The sequence below is a fragment of the Aequoribacter fuscus genome (assembly GCF_009910365.1).
GTDB lineage: Bacteria > Pseudomonadota > Gammaproteobacteria > Pseudomonadales > Halieaceae > Aequoribacter > Aequoribacter fuscus.
Window position 1 is genome coordinate 563,104 of record NZ_CP036423.1, and the last position, 16,898, is coordinate 580,001.

At 49.8% G+C, this 16,898-nt stretch carries 18 protein-coding genes; 1 reads left to right on the forward strand and 17 read right to left on the reverse strand.

The window, feature by feature from the left end; all coding sequences use genetic code 11:
* Positions 1-108 precede the first annotated feature (108 nt).
* Positions 109-444, reverse strand: a complete 336-nt coding sequence (locus EYZ66_RS02575; protein WP_040817880.1) for a hypothetical protein — start codon at positions 442-444, stop codon at positions 109-111.
* 443 nt (positions 445-887) lie between these two features.
* On the opposite strand from EYZ66_RS02575, the gene EYZ66_RS02580 reads away from it, so the two are divergent.
* Positions 888-2,114, forward strand: a complete 1,227-nt coding sequence (locus EYZ66_RS02580) for a hypothetical protein (protein ID WP_160195584.1) — start codon at positions 888-890, stop codon at positions 2,112-2,114.
* A 114-nt stretch (positions 2,115-2,228) separates the two neighbouring features.
* On the opposite strand, the gene EYZ66_RS02585 is transcribed toward EYZ66_RS02580, so the two are convergent.
* The 16 genes from EYZ66_RS02585 to EYZ66_RS02660 form a co-directional block, all read right to left on the reverse strand.
* Positions 2,229-3,047, reverse strand: a complete 819-nt coding sequence (locus tag EYZ66_RS02585; RefSeq protein WP_009577340.1) for a hypothetical protein — start codon at positions 3,045-3,047, stop codon at positions 2,229-2,231.
* A 7-nt stretch (positions 3,048-3,054) separates the two neighbouring features.
* The gene (locus EYZ66_RS02590; protein ID WP_040818083.1) at positions 3,055-4,410 is read right to left on the reverse strand and encodes a tyrosine-type recombinase/integrase; all 1,356 of its coding nucleotides are present in this window, start codon (positions 4,408-4,410) and stop codon (positions 3,055-3,057) included.
* Between the two features lie 427 nt (positions 4,411-4,837).
* On the reverse strand, positions 4,838-5,431 hold the full coding sequence (locus tag EYZ66_RS02595; protein WP_009576566.1) for a 2-hydroxychromene-2-carboxylate isomerase: 594 nt from the start codon (positions 5,429-5,431) through the stop codon (positions 4,838-4,840).
* A gap of 57 nt (positions 5,432-5,488) precedes the next feature.
* A complete protein-coding gene (locus EYZ66_RS02600; protein ID WP_009576567.1) occupies positions 5,489-6,796 on the reverse strand; it encodes a DUF1329 domain-containing protein in 1,308 nt (435 codons plus the stop codon).
* A gap of 13 nt (positions 6,797-6,809) precedes the next feature.
* The gene (locus tag EYZ66_RS02605; RefSeq protein ID WP_160195585.1) at positions 6,810-7,370 is read right to left on the reverse strand and encodes an antibiotic biosynthesis monooxygenase; all 561 of its coding nucleotides are present in this window, start codon (positions 7,368-7,370) and stop codon (positions 6,810-6,812) included.
* A 119-nt stretch (positions 7,371-7,489) separates the two neighbouring features.
* Entirely contained in the window at positions 7,490-8,284 is a 795-nt protein-coding gene (gene dmpH, locus EYZ66_RS02610; protein ID WP_009575206.1) for a 2-oxo-3-hexenedioate decarboxylase, read from the reverse strand.
* 14 nt (positions 8,285-8,298) lie between these two features.
* On the reverse strand, positions 8,299-9,081 hold the full coding sequence (dmpE, locus tag EYZ66_RS02615) for a 2-oxopent-4-enoate hydratase (RefSeq protein WP_009575207.1): 783 nt from the start codon (positions 9,079-9,081) through the stop codon (positions 8,299-8,301).
* 19 nt (positions 9,082-9,100) lie between these two features.
* On the reverse strand, positions 9,101-10,561 hold the full coding sequence (locus EYZ66_RS02620) for a 2-hydroxymuconic semialdehyde dehydrogenase (RefSeq protein WP_009575208.1): 1,461 nt from the start codon (positions 10,559-10,561) through the stop codon (positions 9,101-9,103).
* Positions 10,562-10,573: 12 nt separating this feature from the next.
* Positions 10,574-11,491 carry a catechol 2,3-dioxygenase gene (locus tag EYZ66_RS02625; protein ID WP_009575209.1) on the reverse strand — a complete coding sequence of 306 codons (918 nt, stop codon included), beginning with the start codon at positions 11,489-11,491 and terminating at the stop codon, positions 10,574-10,576.
* A gap of 27 nt (positions 11,492-11,518) precedes the next feature.
* Positions 11,519-11,803 carry a 2Fe-2S iron-sulfur cluster-binding protein gene (locus tag EYZ66_RS02630; protein ID WP_009575210.1) on the reverse strand — a complete coding sequence of 95 codons (285 nt, stop codon included), beginning with the start codon at positions 11,801-11,803 and terminating at the stop codon, positions 11,519-11,521.
* A gap of 3 nt (positions 11,804-11,806) precedes the next feature.
* Positions 11,807-12,868: an NADH:ubiquinone reductase (Na(+)-transporting) subunit F gene (locus EYZ66_RS02635; protein WP_009575211.1), complete on the reverse strand. Its 1,062-nt coding sequence runs from the start codon at positions 12,866-12,868 to the stop codon at positions 11,807-11,809.
* Positions 12,869-12,877: 9 nt separating this feature from the next.
* On the reverse strand, positions 12,878-13,240 hold the full coding sequence (locus EYZ66_RS02640) for a phenol hydroxylase subunit P4 (RefSeq protein ID WP_009575212.1): 363 nt from the start codon (positions 13,238-13,240) through the stop codon (positions 12,878-12,880).
* Between the two features lie 53 nt (positions 13,241-13,293).
* On the reverse strand, positions 13,294-14,799 hold the full coding sequence (locus EYZ66_RS02645; protein ID WP_009575213.1) for an aromatic/alkene/methane monooxygenase hydroxylase/oxygenase subunit alpha: 1,506 nt from the start codon (positions 14,797-14,799) through the stop codon (positions 13,294-13,296).
* Positions 14,800-14,814: 15 nt separating this feature from the next.
* Positions 14,815-15,084, reverse strand: coding sequence for an MmoB/DmpM family protein (locus tag EYZ66_RS02650; RefSeq protein ID WP_009575214.1), 270 nt, complete (start codon positions 15,082-15,084; stop codon positions 14,815-14,817).
* Positions 15,085-15,098: 14 nt separating this feature from the next.
* Complete coding sequence (locus EYZ66_RS02655) at positions 15,099-16,088, reverse strand: aromatic/alkene monooxygenase hydroxylase subunit beta (protein WP_009575215.1); 990 nt, start codon at positions 16,086-16,088, stop codon at positions 15,099-15,101.
* Between the two features lie 31 nt (positions 16,089-16,119).
* Complete coding sequence (locus tag EYZ66_RS02660; protein ID WP_083814347.1) at positions 16,120-16,434, reverse strand: phenol hydroxylase subunit; 315 nt, start codon at positions 16,432-16,434, stop codon at positions 16,120-16,122.
* Positions 16,435-16,898 lie beyond the last annotated feature (464 nt).

Consider the following 16,898-nt stretch of genomic DNA (forward strand, 5'->3'; position numbering starts at 1 on the left):
ACATTCTCTTGCTTTCGTGTACCCGATTGACACCCCTATTTTCCGGTTCATCTGTGTGTGCCATTGAACTGTATGACTAGCGAATTAGCTCAAGAGTGAGGGTTAATCTTAGTATCTACAGTTGATTGATACAGCACCTTGTAGTGCCATTACTTCACCTTTTGCCTGCGCTAGTTCGCCTTCAACATCTGAACCAAAAAGCGATCCAACTGGAAGCAGTACAAGGGCTACACCTACTGCATCACCAGTGGCGGCGTTATTCTGTTTTTTTACAAGAGAAATCATAATCGCTTGTTTTTGAGCCAGCATCGTTCTTGTATCAGCACAACTAAGGCCGGCATAATTAGAGGAGGGAACCGCGACGGGAGCGATTGATGAAGCTCTGTTAGCACACCCCGCGACGACGAATGCGCACGCTATACTGATGAGAATATTTTTTTGCATGTTCTTCTCCAAAGCTTAAATAAAGCAAAGACCTTATCTCAAAACATATTGCCAAGCAATTACTAATCATTACACCGAGTGAACAATAGCTTGGTTCGCTTCGTTGACCTCAAGGCCTGCGTATTTGCTTCTCCAGTTATAGAGCGTGCCGGACGAGATGCTGACTGGAAATCTCATCGTCGTCATGGCTCTAATATCGGGGGAAAGGTCAACCTCGCGACTACTTTGCCATTTTATCGCAAGGTGTCTTCAATCTCAGCAGACGCATTGTGAACCTCTCTCGTCATGGCTGCGCGGTGTTCGGCTGGCGTTTGGTGTTGCGCCTCAACGAGGGCTTGCTGCCTTTGCTTTTTAACAAATCGTTAATAGGTGTAGCCGCCATAACCTTGTCGTATTTTGTTTATAAGATGCTATAGTGAAGTAATATTACAAAGGAGCCTGCCATGACTCGATACCGAAATTGTTTTCTTGCTTTCACATTATTTTTGGTCGCGAGCTGTGGCGTTGGCGTTGGCGACAAGTTGATCGACACTGCTTCGAGTCCTTCGAGTCCTTCGGTCACTGTCTCTGGTGTTAAAGCGAATTATTGGCAGGACGAGACAATAGCGATATCTTTTTCTGTGGCGAATATGGATCGTACAACGGTTAATTACAGTATATCCGATTTAGACGAAGGGTATGATTTCACTCTTGATTCGAAAGCCGGCACATTTCGTACTGTTTCCGATCAATATACCGATGCAGGCGAGTATTCTTATACGGTTACGGCCACCGACGGAAGCGGTAAGACCGCTTCGAGATCGTTTCAATTTCTTGTCGATGCGGTGGTAACGGGTTCGAGATTTTTTTATAAAGATGAAAGGTCGTTACAAATTACTCGTTCTCGCGACGGGTTAACTGCTGTCGTTGATGGCTACGCAGTATTTGACGCCGCGACTCGTGGATATCGACAAGATAATATGATTTGCTTCGGCGAGACAAGTGTTAATGGTGCAGATATTTCAGGCACTCTCAACTGCGGAGGACGACTTTTTACACCGTCGGGCTTCGAAACGGTTTCTCGCGCGCAAATCGAAACCGATGTAAACGATCAAGGTACGGGGTCGATTGTTTTCTTCGGGAGCGATGGCGCACAAGTTGCGGTCTGGTCAGAATCAGAGGGTTACTCTGAGGAGATAGAGGACTTTCGTGGTTGGCCAACGAATACTGAGATTCCGGGACGATATTTGCCCTTTGTGATTGCCCATCAATACCACTATGTGTATTCATTTGAGGAGCAGCCCTGGTTCTTTCAACCTATTAACAGTTTCGATATGCCAGAAATAGTTATTGGATCTGACTACAAAATTGTTACGGAAGTCCCCGCGAGTAACACTAGCGCTTGTGTTTTGAACGGTGAAATCGGTCAGCTCGCACTAGACGAATATGACCTTGTGCATGGTGATAAAGGAGAGAACTGGAGGAATTCACTGCGTGTAATCTCAGGTGAATTGCAAGCGACGAACTGCTCAGACGTTGGGGTTAGATCCTCGGGTATCTCCATTGATCAGCCCATTGGTCCTTTTATGGCACGCCTCGACAGACTTGATGAAGGAGAGCTTGTGCTCCGCTTTTATGGCTCTGGAGTTGACAGACCCTTTATCTTTGCAGCCCTCAAAGTAAGCGACTGAGACCGCGCTTCAACACCGTTTACCTATTTGGTGTGAGTCTTTTGAGTTCAATATTAATGGTATCGCACATGCCCGGCAAATGCTGGGCAAACTGGAGAATTTGGTCAAACACAATCAGGTAATAACCGCAACTTGCTCAAGAAAACGACCATACTCACAATCATCAGCATGAAAAGGGTAGCAAGGCTTCAATAAAGCCTCTTTTGCTTTAAACAAAGAGTCTTCTACCCAACTATCATCGCCGACATAAGGAATCACAGCAGTTTGGAATTTCATCCAAGCCGTAGCGGGGTCGTTCTGGTCGAGCATTCCATCAATACCAACATGCTGCCCGTCAACGTAAACGAAGTAACCAATGTTTGAGACGGTGAAACCTTTTCGCCTCGCGATCCACTGATACATTTCCATTTGTCGACGATAACCAGCTTTGTAGTCGGGTTCTTTTGGGTCTTCGGGTGGTGCGATGAAAGTCTCGTCGAGCGGCTTTGGCTCCTTTCGCATTTGAGCCGTGCTTTTGTAGTCAACAATATGAAGCTCGCCGGTTTCAATATTTTCCCAAACGTCATCTAACCCGCCTCCAAACAGAATGTTAGTTTCTTCATGGAGTGTGTTGAAGTGGTGGGGGCTTGCTCCAAATTGAAGGGAGCTCTCCCATTTCTCAATGTCTTCGTGAGCAAAGGGGCGAAGATGCTCCAACCCCGCTGCGACCATTATTGGATGAGGGCCTTTTCCTCGGTAAGCGTCAAAATCTTTCTTCAGCAGTGTGTCCGTATTCGTATTGAGCAGAAATCCCGGCATGCCTGGAAACTTCACACCTCTTGCTCGCTCAAGCCAGAAGCAAGCCTCGCACTTCAGGAGATTTTCTATCTTGCCTCTCGAAAGCTCATAAGGCTCGTCTGATTTTGGATCGTATGTTCCGCGATGTCTTGGCATAGCTTCATCAACTCAAAATTGGGAAACCGGCATCATCATACGAAACCTTTTTGATATCGGCTACCCCAGAGCCTTTGAGCAGCTCATGAAGTTCTCGTTCTGTTTGAAAGTCGTCGTAAGTTTGGTCGATGACACGAACTGATGTCCCAAGACTTTTAGCTAGTTTGCGGACATCAACGCCTCTATTGAGCGACATTGTGATGAAAAAGCCTCGGAGAGAGTAGGGGACTAGTTTGTCCTTTCTCGCTGTTCCCCAGTCTTCCCAAAGCCCTATGTCTTTGAGCATTGTTTCCCATTGTTTGCGGAAAGATTTTATCGGGTCTCCTTTTCGATGAACCCCAGCTTTATCTCTTGTGTGGGCAAAAATGTAAGGGGAGTCGATTTCTCTGGCTTTCTGAAAGTTCTTCAAGAATTCAAGGTAGTCATGAGCTTCTTTGAATATAGGGGCTTCATATTGTGTTTTGTCTCTTCTCTGAAGAATGAGGTTGCCATCTTTGGTTCTTTTTATATCTTCCCATCGAGGCAGATTCTTCAAAACTTTTCCGGAAGGTGGACGGTAGCCGGTCCAGCTGACAAAGTTCAACCATATCCAAAACTGGAGAGCGGCGTCCTTATTATACTGAGATGCCTTGTTCTCAGTTCTTATGCCCTCGTATTTGTCACGCGCATAGCGAACCATCTTGAGCCACTCCTCGGCTTGAAGTGGTCGTCCCGCTCGCTCAGAGGTTTGTGCGGGGGGGCGAAAAGGTGATGGGATAAAGTCAGTCAAACCTTCGTCAAAAGCATAGCGCCAAATCATTCTGATCTGAGTGATGTTTTGGTGAGTCCAAGAGGGAGACCAGTCTCTATTAATAGCCGCCCATTCTGAAAAACGAGATAAGTCTCTTTGCGTGACTTTGCGGAAGTCTTGAGTTGGCAACGTGTCCCAAAAATCTTCAAGGTGGCGCAGAATATTATCTGCCTTGTCGGCTTTTACCGAAGACCAGTATGGAGAGTGACCTTTGACGACTCTTGTTCCTTTGACGATGTATATGTCTTTGCCGAGTCGCTCATTTTCATTGGCCCACCATCGGTACTGTTTTTTGTAGTCGTCCGCGACGCTCTTTACCGACTTCGCGTTTCTGGGGTTATCTCCGACTGAAACAGCTGACAAAAATTCTTGCCAAATAGCGTTTGCCCTTCGCTTCGCTTTGAGTCGGCTTGCTCGGCTCTCTTCGTAGGGTATTTTGGTGGAGCGATACTCGCTTTCGCCTTTGGCCTTCCAATACATTCGGACATACCAATAAGCGTTCTTGCCCGTTGCTTTTTTGCCGAGCATACAGCCTTCGTCAAGCGGTTCAATGGGGAAAAACTTCTTCGACACTCTTCCCTCGCAATATACCCAAAAAATACCCAATGCTAGTGCTTTTAGGAAAGGTCGGTCCGCATAAAATCAGGCGTTGCGAGAAGACATACCCAAAAGATACCCAACACAAACACTACAATAAATTTTTTGAGATTTCCAGAAAGATCAGTATTTATAGGGCTTTCAGAGGAGGTTGGTAGGATGTCATAGCTGAGCACGACCTCATGTCAAGGTAGCGCTCTAACCAACTGAGCTATGGTCCTAAAATTTGGACGCGAAGCATAAGGTTTGTTGAGCAATTTGTAAAGAATAGAAATGCATTTAAGGTTCGTATCTCAGCCGATTTGGCTCCCCTCTTCGAATGAGGTTGCCCTCCCGCTTCCAATTTTAAAGGCAGGCGATCTCGAGCCATGTGATCTGCCAAGATGAAGCGTTCTGGGCTTCGTTACGCCTTAGATGCGCCCAAGTCTTGAAGATGCTCGATAACAAATTCCACGCGATCCTGCCCCCAAAAAATTTGGTCGCCAATGATAAAGGTTGGGACCCCAACGGCACCGTCCGCATCGGCTAGCTTTGCATTGTTTTCGAGTATAGCTAAATTCCGAGCGTCTCCTGATGCTGCAATCAGAGTGTCCGCATCCAACCCACAGCGGTTGGCGATATTGCGCAGACTTTTGTCGAGCGCGATATTGTTGCCAAACTCCCATTCCTCGCGCATGGTCTCGATAATGTACTCACGAAGCTTACCTTGCGCTTCTGCGTAAAACGACGCGGCTCCTGCGGGGGTGGGTTCTGTTTCCATCGGTGGAGGGTTAACAGGAATTCCCAGGCGCTTGGCAAAGCGTTTCAGGTCTTGGCGCGCAATTGGAAGCTTTTTCTTGGCTCGCTCAGGACTAGAGCGCAAATTCCAGCCGCCCACTGGGCGCCAGACTAAGTTTACGTCAAAGTCATCAAACACCGGCCACATCGTTTTGGACAACAGATAGCAGTACGGGCTTCGGAAGTTGAAATAAAGCGTGACATCGATAGGTTTGTTCATGATTTTGTTCCCGTTTTTTTAATAATCATTGTTAAGTTCCGAGTATCCGACCAGATCCTATCGTCCAGCCGCACGCATCTGTTGCGTTGTAAACATATTAGGACGCAAATCCTCAGCGGGCATGTGCGTTCTAAACTGCAGAGTGGTGCAATGCCTGGCCTGTAGATCAACCATCGAAACGCCGTCGGTGACTAAACCCTGCCAGTCCTCATTTTTCGCTTCGTGCTGCGATGAATCACTCGCTGCAACCATGCCGAGTTTCCACAGATTTCCAGGGCGGTCGTAAATGCGTGTGAGTAAGGGCACGTAGGTCTCGGCATCAATTGAAAAGATACGCTCTTTGAGCGGATGCGAAGGATTCACGGGGGTCGCTTTAAGCATGTGTACGGTGCGGACTTGCCAAGTAACCGATGGAAAACATCCGCCTTTGCCTTCAAATTTGATGACCGTGAGTTCATCGTCTTTCTTTTCTTTGTAGGAGGCGGGTAGGGCATTAAACGCATACATCGGTGCAAGTAACTCTTTGCTGCCTAGGTATTCCCACCTCATGTCCCGAATTCGGCCGTTGTAGCCCATAAAGTCCTCGATCATGATGTCGCTACCCAAAAAGGCATCGGTCTTCTGACCCGTTGGAAGGCGTTTTACGCGACGTTGTGCTGTTAGATAGATCCAGGCCTGTTCGGCATCGCCGTCGTTTTTCTTGGTGTAAGTCAGTAGCTGCGTGTTGCGAATGTCTTGCGGTCGCTGGACCTGTAAATACAACGCGGAGTAAAGATTAGCGGGGTTCTGCTCTAGTTCGGGCATGGGCGCCCGGGAGTGACGATGGCTAAACCGCATGAGCGCTCCGTACATCTCGATTGTGCGCTCAGTCGTATCGTTTTTCATGCTTTTGTAGTGCCAGCTCAGTGATTGGGTCTCTGATTCATCAGGCCCATAGGTGTAGCGCATATTCCATGCGACTTTTTCGCCAGCGCGCGGGTCGTTAATGTCCGGCCATTCAGGGAAAGGGCGACCGTTTTGGTAGTTCATCAGATCACCCGTTTCAGGTCCTAGCTGCGTTTGTCCTTTATATTGCTCCGTTGCGCCGACGTAATTGGGGTGCTGTGGAAAAGCAATGTAAGGGCCCGTGGTGATACTGACTTCACCCGCAGCAATGACACTGTATACGGCCGGATCGACTAACTCTACGAAGGTGTCTACATTACTTTGGTTAATCACGGTGCCAGGTTCGATGTTAGTTTTGGGTGGGTAACTAAAATCGCTTTGAGCGTGGGCGGTGAGTGCAGTTAATGCAGATAGTGCAGTTAATGCAGATACAAACCCAGCGACGAGGCCGTGGGTGACTAATTTGAAATGGGCATGCATGGTGTATTCCTTATTATTTGAAAAGCCATTTGGCCAGCAGACTGTTGACGCGAGGCATGATCAGGTAGGTCATTAGAATTACCTGGATACCGACCACCAAAGCCGTTTGCGCGAGCCGAGGCCAGTCGGAAAGAAGCGGATTCAAAACCGTGAGCAGTGTGTTGAGCAAGACAAAAACAACGCTGAACAGCACCACAGACATCTTCCAGCGGCTGGGATGAGGTGTGGGCGAGGTCGCATTTGTTTGATCAAACCAGACTTCAAGCCCAGACATGATGTTTCGGCTTTCGTGTCCCTCAATAATGTGCGCTACTTCGGCGACAGTTTGCGCGTGTTCAGAAGAAGCTTGCCAAGCCGCGGCATGAGCGTGGGTATCGAAACGGTAGATGGTGGTGTATCCTCTCGAGCCTGCTGATGGCCGAAAAATATTGGCTCCCATGTAGCCTTGAAACTGCGCTGCTAAGCCCGCAATTTTTGACACCCAAGCTTCATACTCAGCTTCATGACCCGCCTTGACGGTGCGTGAGACCGCGACGACCACCTGCTCGTTACTTTGATTTGTGGACTCAGACATTACCGTTCCTCCGAGGTCTTATCGCACGACCTAGACGCGTATCTTGCAGATCAAGAGAACGTGTGAAAAAAAGGAGCGATCAAGCCGCCCCAAAACACGCATTCACACCCCCCCGGGTATCAGACGAATGAAAAACCGACGTTGCCGAGACCTTGGTAGCGAACGTTGATGCAGTCGCCTTTTTCAACCAAGACGGCTGCGGTGATTCCGCCGGTCATCACAAAAGTGCCTGCCGGGATGTATTCATCCACGTCGGCGAGCATGTCAGCAAGCATTGCGACGCTGGCGGCTGGGTGATCAAGTACAGCAGCACCCGCGCCTAGCTCCACGATTTTGCCGTTTTTCTCCATCACTACGCCCAGTGTTGACCAGTCAAAATCGCCGGGTCCAGCTGCGTGGCTACCTACTACAAAGCCGCGTGAGGACGAGTTGTCGGCCATGACACTGGTCAGATCAAATTTGAAATCCTTGTAGCGAGAGTCGATAATCTCCACTGCGGGTACGACTAATTCAGTCGCATCGAGCACCTCTTCAACCGTGATACTGCGTCCACGCAAATCCTTGTTGGTTACGAAAGCAATTTCGGCTTCGACTTTGGGGTGGATGTACTGATCCCAGTCAATAGCGGCACCGTCGGCTTCGCTAAAGTAGTCCATCAAAAAACCGTAACAGGGCTTCTCGACACCCATTTGGCTCATTTTCGCCCAAGAGGTTAATCCCATTTTAAGACCCACCAGCTTGTTACCGCGCTCAAGCTTGCGGCGGCGAATTTCCCACTGAATAGCCGTTGCGTCTGCAAAGGTCATGTTTGGGTAGTCGTCGGTGATTTTTAGTATCTCGCGACATTCGAGCTCGGCGTTCTCCACGTGCTCGGCGAGTGAGGCGATCGTAGCTTGATCTAGTGTAATACTCATTGTGCGCTCCTCGCTTAGGTGAATTGGATTGTGCAGTTACCGACACCGCCCACTTTAACGGTCATGACGTCGCCCGCCTGAACCGGCTCGAGCGGTACTAGGCTGCCAGAAAGGATGATATCGCCCGCGTTCAATGTGATGCCGAACTGCCCAAGCGTATTTGCAAGCCAAGCGACACAGTTTACTGGGCTACCCAAAGCTGCTGCGCCGGCCCCGGTAGAGATGACTTTACCGTTCTTCTCAACCACCATACCGACCGTCGCCAAGTCGAGCTTGCGCGGGTCGATGGCGGCCGCTTCGTTTACGGTAAAAAGGCCGCAAGAGGCGTTGTCAGATACCGTGTCTTGAATCTTGATCTGCCAGTTTTCAATGCGTGAGTCCACCACCTCAAAGCAGGGCAGAACCGCCTCTGTTGCTGCCAGTACATCCGCGTTGGTGATACCCGGGCCACACAAGTCTTTCTTTAGAACAAAAGCGAGCTCGCCTTCTGCGCGAGGCTGAATGAGCGTACTAGAGATAGGCATTTCACCGTCGTAACGCATCGCGTTGGTCATGAAACCGAAATCCGGTTGGTGAACATTCAACATGTTCATTACCGCTTTACTGGTGACGCCAATTTTTTTACCAATGACCTTCTCACCCGCCGCCAACCGATTTTCGAGCATGCGGAGCGAGATTTTATATGCGTCCTCAATGGTGATGTCTGGGTGCGAGGTGGTCAGCGGCGCGAGTGTCTTCCGCGCCACCATGGCTTTGTAGAGTTCATCACCTAACTGATGAATCAGTTTTGTTTCCATAATTTGTCTCTTTTGTCTGTTACAGCTTGATACAGATATTTTTTAATTCGGTGTAGAACTCCAAGGAGTGCACGCCACCCTCACGCCCTATACCGGATTGTTTTGCGCCGCCAAAGGCGGTGCGTAGATCCCGCAAGAACCACGAATTCACCCATGCGATGCCGACCTCAATTTGCTCTGCTACGCGCACGGCGCGAGAGGTGTTCTCAGTCCAGATAGCGGTGGCCAAGCCGTACGGATTGTCGTTTGCTAGCGCAATGACTTCGTCTTCGGTGTCAAATGGGCGAAGATGACAGCAAGGGCCGAAAATCTCCTCCCGAACCACGCGTGCGTCGTCGCTCAGACCTTCCCAAATGGTAGGTTCAACCCAGCAGCCGTTTGCCATATCGGCTGACATGACCGGCGATCCACCGCCCAAAAGCACAGTAGCGCCCTCGTCTTTGGCAATTTGATAGTACGACAGTACTTTCTGTTGGTGCTCTTTGCTGATCAAAGGTCCCATCGTGCTGGAAGCGTCGTCCGGTGGTCCTATCTTCAGACCTTTGGCCGCTTCAACAAAGCGCGCTTTGAAGTCCTCGTAGATGCCACGCTGAACGTAGACACGCTCTGTACCCAGGCAGACCTGGCCACAATTTACAAACGCGGAGCGCATAGTGCCCTCTACTGCTTTGTCAATATCACAGTCATCGAAAATCAACGCTGCATTCTTGCCGCCACATTCCAATGAAATGTCGCGTAGTCCAACCGAGGCCGCTCGAGCGATAATCTCACCCGTCCGCGTTTCACCCGTGAAGGTAATGGCGTCGACATCGGGGTGCTCGGTTAAAAAGGCACCCGCTGAGTCCGGTCCAAAGCCATGCACAACGTTATATACGCCGGGCGGTACGCCACATTCGTTCATTACCTCACCCAGAAGGGTTGTGGTTAGGGGCGTTTCTTCTGAGGGCTTTACCACCACCGTGTTACCGCAAGCCAGAGCGGGGCCCACTTTCCAAGTCATTAACAGTAGCGGAAGATTCCACGGGCTAATAACCGCGATCACACCTTTCGGTGTGCGATGCCCTACGTTCATTGCGCCCGCGCCATCAGGTGTATCCAAACGGAAGCCTTCAGTCGGCACGTTTTTGATCATGTCGGCGAAGACTTTAAAGTTCGCTGCACCGCGCGGAATATCGATGTGCGAGGCCAAAGATTTTGGCTTTCCGGTATCGAGGCATTCTGCTTCAAGGAACTCATCGAAGCGTTCATTGATGCGATCTGCGACGCGATGCAAGATCTCGGTACGCTGAGCGAGCGTCAACTTGCCCCAAGGCCCTGTGAGAGCGCGTTTAGCTGCGGCGACGGCCGCATCAATCTCAGCTTTTTTACCTTCATGCACTAACCCAATCACCTGGTTGTTGATTGGGTTCCGGTTTTCAAAGGTTAAGCCCGACGTGCCCGCGGTAAACGAGCCGTCGATAAAGTGCTTACATTCTTTCATGGTGCCTCGATATCAGGTCGTTACCGTAAGGAATCGCTCGTTCAGTTCACGCGCGTGGTAGAACACGGCTTTGCCGAGTTTCTCTGCATCCCAAGTAGTGGTCGGCATGCCCGGAATATACCAGTCGCCGCCGGCGAAAGTTTCGTTGCGGTTGCCTGATGGGTCAAAGAAGTAGATAGTTTGCCCGTGAGTTAGGCCGTGGCGTGTTGGGCCGATATCAATCGAGATATCCCACATCGATATCATGTCGGCGGCTTTACCTACGTCTTCCCATGACTCAAGTAAGAACGAGGCATGGTGGAACTGACCTTTCCCCTCTGAGCGGATGAAGGCAATCTCGTGTTCTTTCATTGAGGTAGTCAAAAATTGAGCAATACGGACGTCACCATCCATGGCTTGTTCTGTGAGCCAGAAACCCAATACATCTCGGAACAGTTCGAGCGAACCATCGAGGTCGTCGCCATAGAGTAGGCAGTGGTCTAGGCGGGTGACCTTCATGCCTTTTAAATCCATAGGCCAGGCTTCCGGGTTGTGATGCCCTGTGGCACGTCCGACGACTTCTTTTTCGGCGAACAATTCGAACATGTGACCTGTGGGTGAATCGAAGCGAACGCGGGCGCCGCAGCCATTGAGTTCGCCTGCAGGAATATCTTTCACATTACACCCAAAATCAATCAGATCTTGTCTAAGGCTTGCGAGAACCTCATTGTTCAGCACTTTAAAGCCCATGAAGTCCATGCCGGCTTCGTCGGCTTCGCGCAGCACGACTGAAAATTTGTCGGCTTCGGTCCAGCCTTTAAGATACACACGACCCTGCGCGTCGCGGTCTGTCTCAAGTAATCCCAAGCGATCGCGGTAGTGTGTCACCGCTTCATCCATATCCAACACACGAATTTGCACGTGTGCGGTTCCAATAACGCCTTTTTGCATAGTAAAACCCCTTTTTTAGAGTGTGTTTTAGTTGTTCCCTACAGCCATTACACGCATGTCACTGCGTGGAAATACTCGACAAGACAGGGCAAAGCCCTCGGCTTGTTCTTCCTTCGTGACGAACTTAATACTCATTTTCTTGGTTTCAAACTCGCCTTCTAGAATCCGTATTTTGCAAAAACCGCAGCCGCCACCCCGGCATCCCACGTTGATTGCCTTTACACTTTGAGATTCCATTCCGTGAAGTAGCGACTTCTCGGGTGGGCACTCAAAGCTTTTATCTTCAGAGCTGATAACGTCAATATGAAACATCGCTTATATTCGCTTAAACAGCGCACTCCGCGTGATTTCAGACGACCCGTCAGCCGCGGTTAAAAATTTCTCCATGTGGATATCATCTTCAAATAAACGGCCTCGCATGAGCGCGGTGATGGCCGCATCGATCATCAGTGGTGGGCCACACAGATAGGCTTTGTGTCCGGCAAATTTACCTTCAAAATGCGACTCTGCCGCTTCATGCACGAACCCTGTAAACCCCTGCCAATTGTCGTCGGCTGCAGGCTCATTAAGCGCGGGTACGTAATGGAAATTGTCGTGTTCTTTCTCTAGGGCCTCAAATTTTTCTCGGTGGTAAAGCTCTGCTACATTGCGTGCACCCTGAAACAGATAAATCTGCTTCGTGCTGCCATGCTCGAGCATATCCAGAATCATCGATTCCGGGCTAGAGAGGCCAGATCCGCCCGCGATAAAGAGGGTGTCTTTGTCGTCTGATGTGCGCACGAAAAATTGACCGTAGGGACCTGATAGATCGACTGAGTCGCCTACTTTCAGCTCGTTGTGTATATAGCTTGTGGCCGCACCGCCCGGTACCAAACGCACGTGCAAGGTCACTTCATCGTCAACGCTCGGTGGGTTCGCAATCGAGAAGGCACGGCTGCCATCGACCTTGGGTAGGGCGATGTTCACATACTGACCAGCCTGGAACTGCATGCTGCGATCCAGCTTGAGTCGAACTTCAACGATGGTGGGCGATAGCGGCTCAATTGCGGCGACTTCGGCTTGATAGTCTTCAACTAAGTATCCCGCGAAATCGGGATCAACATCGATATCCGCTTCGATCACTAAGTCGCTCTCAGGCGTGGCGCAACAGGCCAACAACTTGCCTTCTTCGCGCTCCATGTCCATTAATGCAAATGGCGACGCGTCACCGTGTTCGACGTAGCCATCGAGTAGGGTGCATTTACAGGTGGCACAGGTGCCATGTCCGCATGCAAAGGGCAACCAAACCCCTTGGCGCAACGCTGCGGCGAGGATGGTTTGACCTTCCTCGACTTCGATGACTTCACCGGTGGGTTCGATAGTAACTTGGTACGACATCGGAATTCCTTAAATACCCGCTGCTTCGAAGCTTGAAGTTTCGGCAGTTTTAAAGCGCAGCAGACACTTATGATCAAATCCGTTTTCGGCCAAGCTTTTTTCCATGACCGGCGTGAAGGGTTCGTTATTGAGCGTCCATTCCACGGAATCCCAGTTAATATTCTTGTACTCAGGGTGCTGGCAAAAGTGCGTGCCAATCACGTGCTCGAGCACCGCCGCGAAGGGCATGTTTGGGTCGAGCGGGAAGGCCTTAGCTGAGTAGAAAAATAAATGTTTGTCCCAGTTTATGTATACTAAGATGGCGCCGTGGAATTTGTCCTCGGTGTCTTTTCTGTCGCCGTGGTAGTCGGCGCGAAGAGCTTGAGTAGCCATAGTAACCTCTGTTTATTGTTAGTGGGGCAGAGCAGGCTCTGCCCCGGGTTTAATTAAGCAACGCCTTTCCAGTTCTTCCAGCGTTCTTCGTCGGGCGAACCGACGTAATCCATGTTGGCGTTGCCGACATCCAGCTTGTAGTAGTCCATGACTTTCTCGAGACCACCTGGGCCACCGCAGTTGCCCTGGAAAATCTGGTGTACGGGCAGCCAGGCGTGTACGTACTTTTCAGGCTCATTCTCAAAGATGTGCTGGCACTGATCCGAACAGAAATGGAAGCGTTCGCCTTGATATTTAGTTGAGCGGTACACAATGTCACGTGGGTCGTTTTGCACATCAGTGTAGATCATGGGGATCTGACAGGTCTGGCACAGCTGGGGTAAGCCCTCGTTGTAGTAACGCTCGCCTTTGTCAGCCATTTCTTTCGCCATTTCCCAACGTGGGCGATAGTACTTATCGAAGGTTTCGGGGTACTTGGCGCTCAACCAGTCGAGCTCTTCGTCGCTTGGAATCCAAGTGTGGAACGCGGTTGCCTGACTGTTGGTGTAGAAGGTCCACCAAGCCTGATGGCTCAGGTGCTCTTTCTCGGCTTTGATCAGGTCGGTGTAGTCGGGCATCTTGATGCCGTAACGCTCGAGATCCTTAAACAGAGCGCCACCCGCCTGTTCAAAGTAGAGCTCCCACGCTTCTTTCCATGACATGACTTTCTGCGGCAGCATATAGTCCATCATCATGGCGACCACGGTCAGGATACGGTAGCCGCGCCACAACCACTTGTCGATCCATTTTTGAACGATCGGCACGTTGTCTTCATGTTGCTCGAGTAAGAACTTGATGATTTCTAAGCCAAGCGTCATGTGACGCGCTTCGTCTGACTGCGCAGAGAAGCCGAAGGTTACCGTTGCCATATCGCCGTTGTAGGCCGCGCCGGACATGAAGGGCACGAAGAGTAGGTTGGTCAACACGTACTCAAATGAGAAGCCAACAGCGACCATGAATTCGAAGGGGCCAGCAGAGCGCGCATCGTCAAAGAAGGATTTCACAACCGAGATGTACCAAACGCGATCGTGCATGTGCGAGAACTCATCAAATCCGTCAAAGAATTTGTTGTAGTGGCTCATCGCGTGGATCTGGGTTTGGATGTGACGTAGTTCATCAATCGATTGCATCTGTGCTGCAATTCGCGCGCCGATGCCGCCCATCTGACGACCGGTGAATGCAAAACCGCTGTGCGCTGCGAGCTCGCCGGGGCTTACCGCGGTCAAGAAGATCTTGATGGCGTTTACATAGCGAGCGTCAGATACGTTGAGGTGACCATTGTTTTGCGCGAAAGCATCGTAAATAGCGTAGAGCTTTTTCTCTTTCTCGGCCTGGTATTTCCAGTAGGCGTCCATCGTCAGGCGGAAGGGGTCTTCCCACTTATCCCAATCGGTGATTTTGATGCCTTCAAATTCTTCAAAGGGAAAAGCGTCTTTACGATCTTCGTAAGAGAAATCCCAATCCAAATCGCGTGTTAATAAGCGATATTTGTCTTTCAGATTCAGTTTCTTAGCTGACATAGTCTTATCCTTCTCTTAGTTATTCCAGTGAACCGTGAAGTAGTCGTCATCTTCGTCGATGTGACCGGTCAGAGTGAGCAGATTGACGTGGATGGATTGAACCTCCCAGTCGCAGCCCATCATCTCTTCAACGGTGGCTTTATTGATGGTTAAGGACCCTTCATTTTCGATGCGAATCATGGCCGGTTCAAAGTAAACCGTCGCATCGGGGTTATCTTGCTCAATCGCCTGAACGATATAGCGAGATTCGTCGTTTTCTTGGAATGCTATTAATACCTTTGACATGGCGTACTCTCCTGTTAATCCGCGAGGCCAATCTTCTTGAGGCGACCGGCTAGGGCCGCATAAGCTTCAGCGAGCGCATCTTCAGAAAGCAGGTCTGTAGCCAAAGGCTCGAGCGCCTGTTGCGCGCGGATGCGCCAGGTGCTGATCCAAGACTTGATTTGATCTGCATTTTGTTCGTTCTCGTTGACAACGGTTTTAATGAGAGAGTCAGACCAGCGCTGCGACTCTTTCGATCGTTCCCGCATAAATTCGGTCAGCATCAGAATGTCGCCGGCATCGTGCTCTGTAAGCCAGGCGTCGTACTGCTCGAAGTAGAGATTGTCGAGCAGGGTATCCAGAACGATATTTTGAGCGATAAAGGTTTCAAACCAGTCATCAATCGTCAGCGTGCGCTCACAGTAAGCTCGCAAACCCTGCCAAATTGGATTGTTCATCCACTCAGCTTTGGCTTCGACCAAAGAGTCCCCTGTGTTGCCATCCAATGACAGCCCAATACGCGAGTAGTACTGCGCGTTGCCAAAGCGATCCATCGCCTCAAATAGCGTGGCCTGTGCGACCGCTGTGCAGTAGTTGGCGTAGGCGGTGCAGTACATGTTATTTAGATTCGCTGTGTGTTCGGCGTGCCGCAGCGGGATTAAATACTTGATCAGATTTTCTTTAATGCCTTCTGGAAGCTTGGTCGCGAGATTACGCTTGTCAAAAAAGTTGAAGTTGCTTTCTGCATTTTCTTGCATGCGCGCGCGGTTCTGCACGTAGGTGCCGTAATAGAACTGTCTAGGGTCCTTCAACGCGTACCAGTCTTCCATGGTAATCGCCGTTCTTTTTGGATCATTCAGTTCACGCTCTTGATCCCACAGTGGTTTATAGTGGAAGTTGGTTTGAGCTGCGATGTCGTAGGTCGCTTCTTGGTAACGTGTAGCCGGTTTGTCGCCGAAACGGCGTGCAATATGCCCGAAGGTATTGCGTACCGTATCCATCTTTGCTGTTTTAATTTCGATAGTCATTGGGCTATCCCTCGTCTCTTTATAAGTAGATTTATGATTCGGTTTGATTGCGTTTGGCAAAGGCCTCTTCACCAATGCGCCACTTTTCCATCTCTTGATCGACCATTCGGCATTGCTCTTCGGTCATCATCTGTACGTTTTGTTTGATGCAAAATTCGTCGAAAGCGGCTTTAGGCAACACCAGTTCAACGAACAGGTCGGGTTCACCGATCGCGAAATCGAACTCGACTAGGTTGTTCTCTGTGATTTCTCGCACACGAACAAAACGCGGCAAGGTATCTGCGACGCTACGGCCGTCTGCGGCCTTGGCTCCCTGGATAACTTCGAATCCTTTACTCGTGCTCATAAGTTCGTGCTCTTTGCTTTTCACTTTTATGCTCCGCTTGGCTTGTTGAGCGTTTGGCGGCGGTTGCTTGAAAGGTTTGCAAGCGCTGTGCCAAAACCATTCGTCTTGATCGATTTTAAGAGAAGTATTGTAAAATCAATTACTTATTATTTTTTGTTATTGTCTCCGGGTGGCGTGTTGCTCAATTTTAGATTTAATCATTTGGTAAAAAAAATCAGCTCTTTCCTCGCGGAAGGCGCCGTTTTGAGCATTTACTTAATTGTTTAGTTCGTTCCCGCGGTCTCATCTTTGTGCCCTGTATCCCCATATTTAAAGGCTTGTGGATTATTTGATGCGGCCTGATTGAATAGTCTTACGTTAGTTTGTTGATTCGGTGAGTGCGCTAGGAGTGCCGTTGGAATAGTAGTGGCAGAAAGTTCACCATTTGGTGAAAAAAGCAAGGCATGTGAGTCGCGGTAGGATTC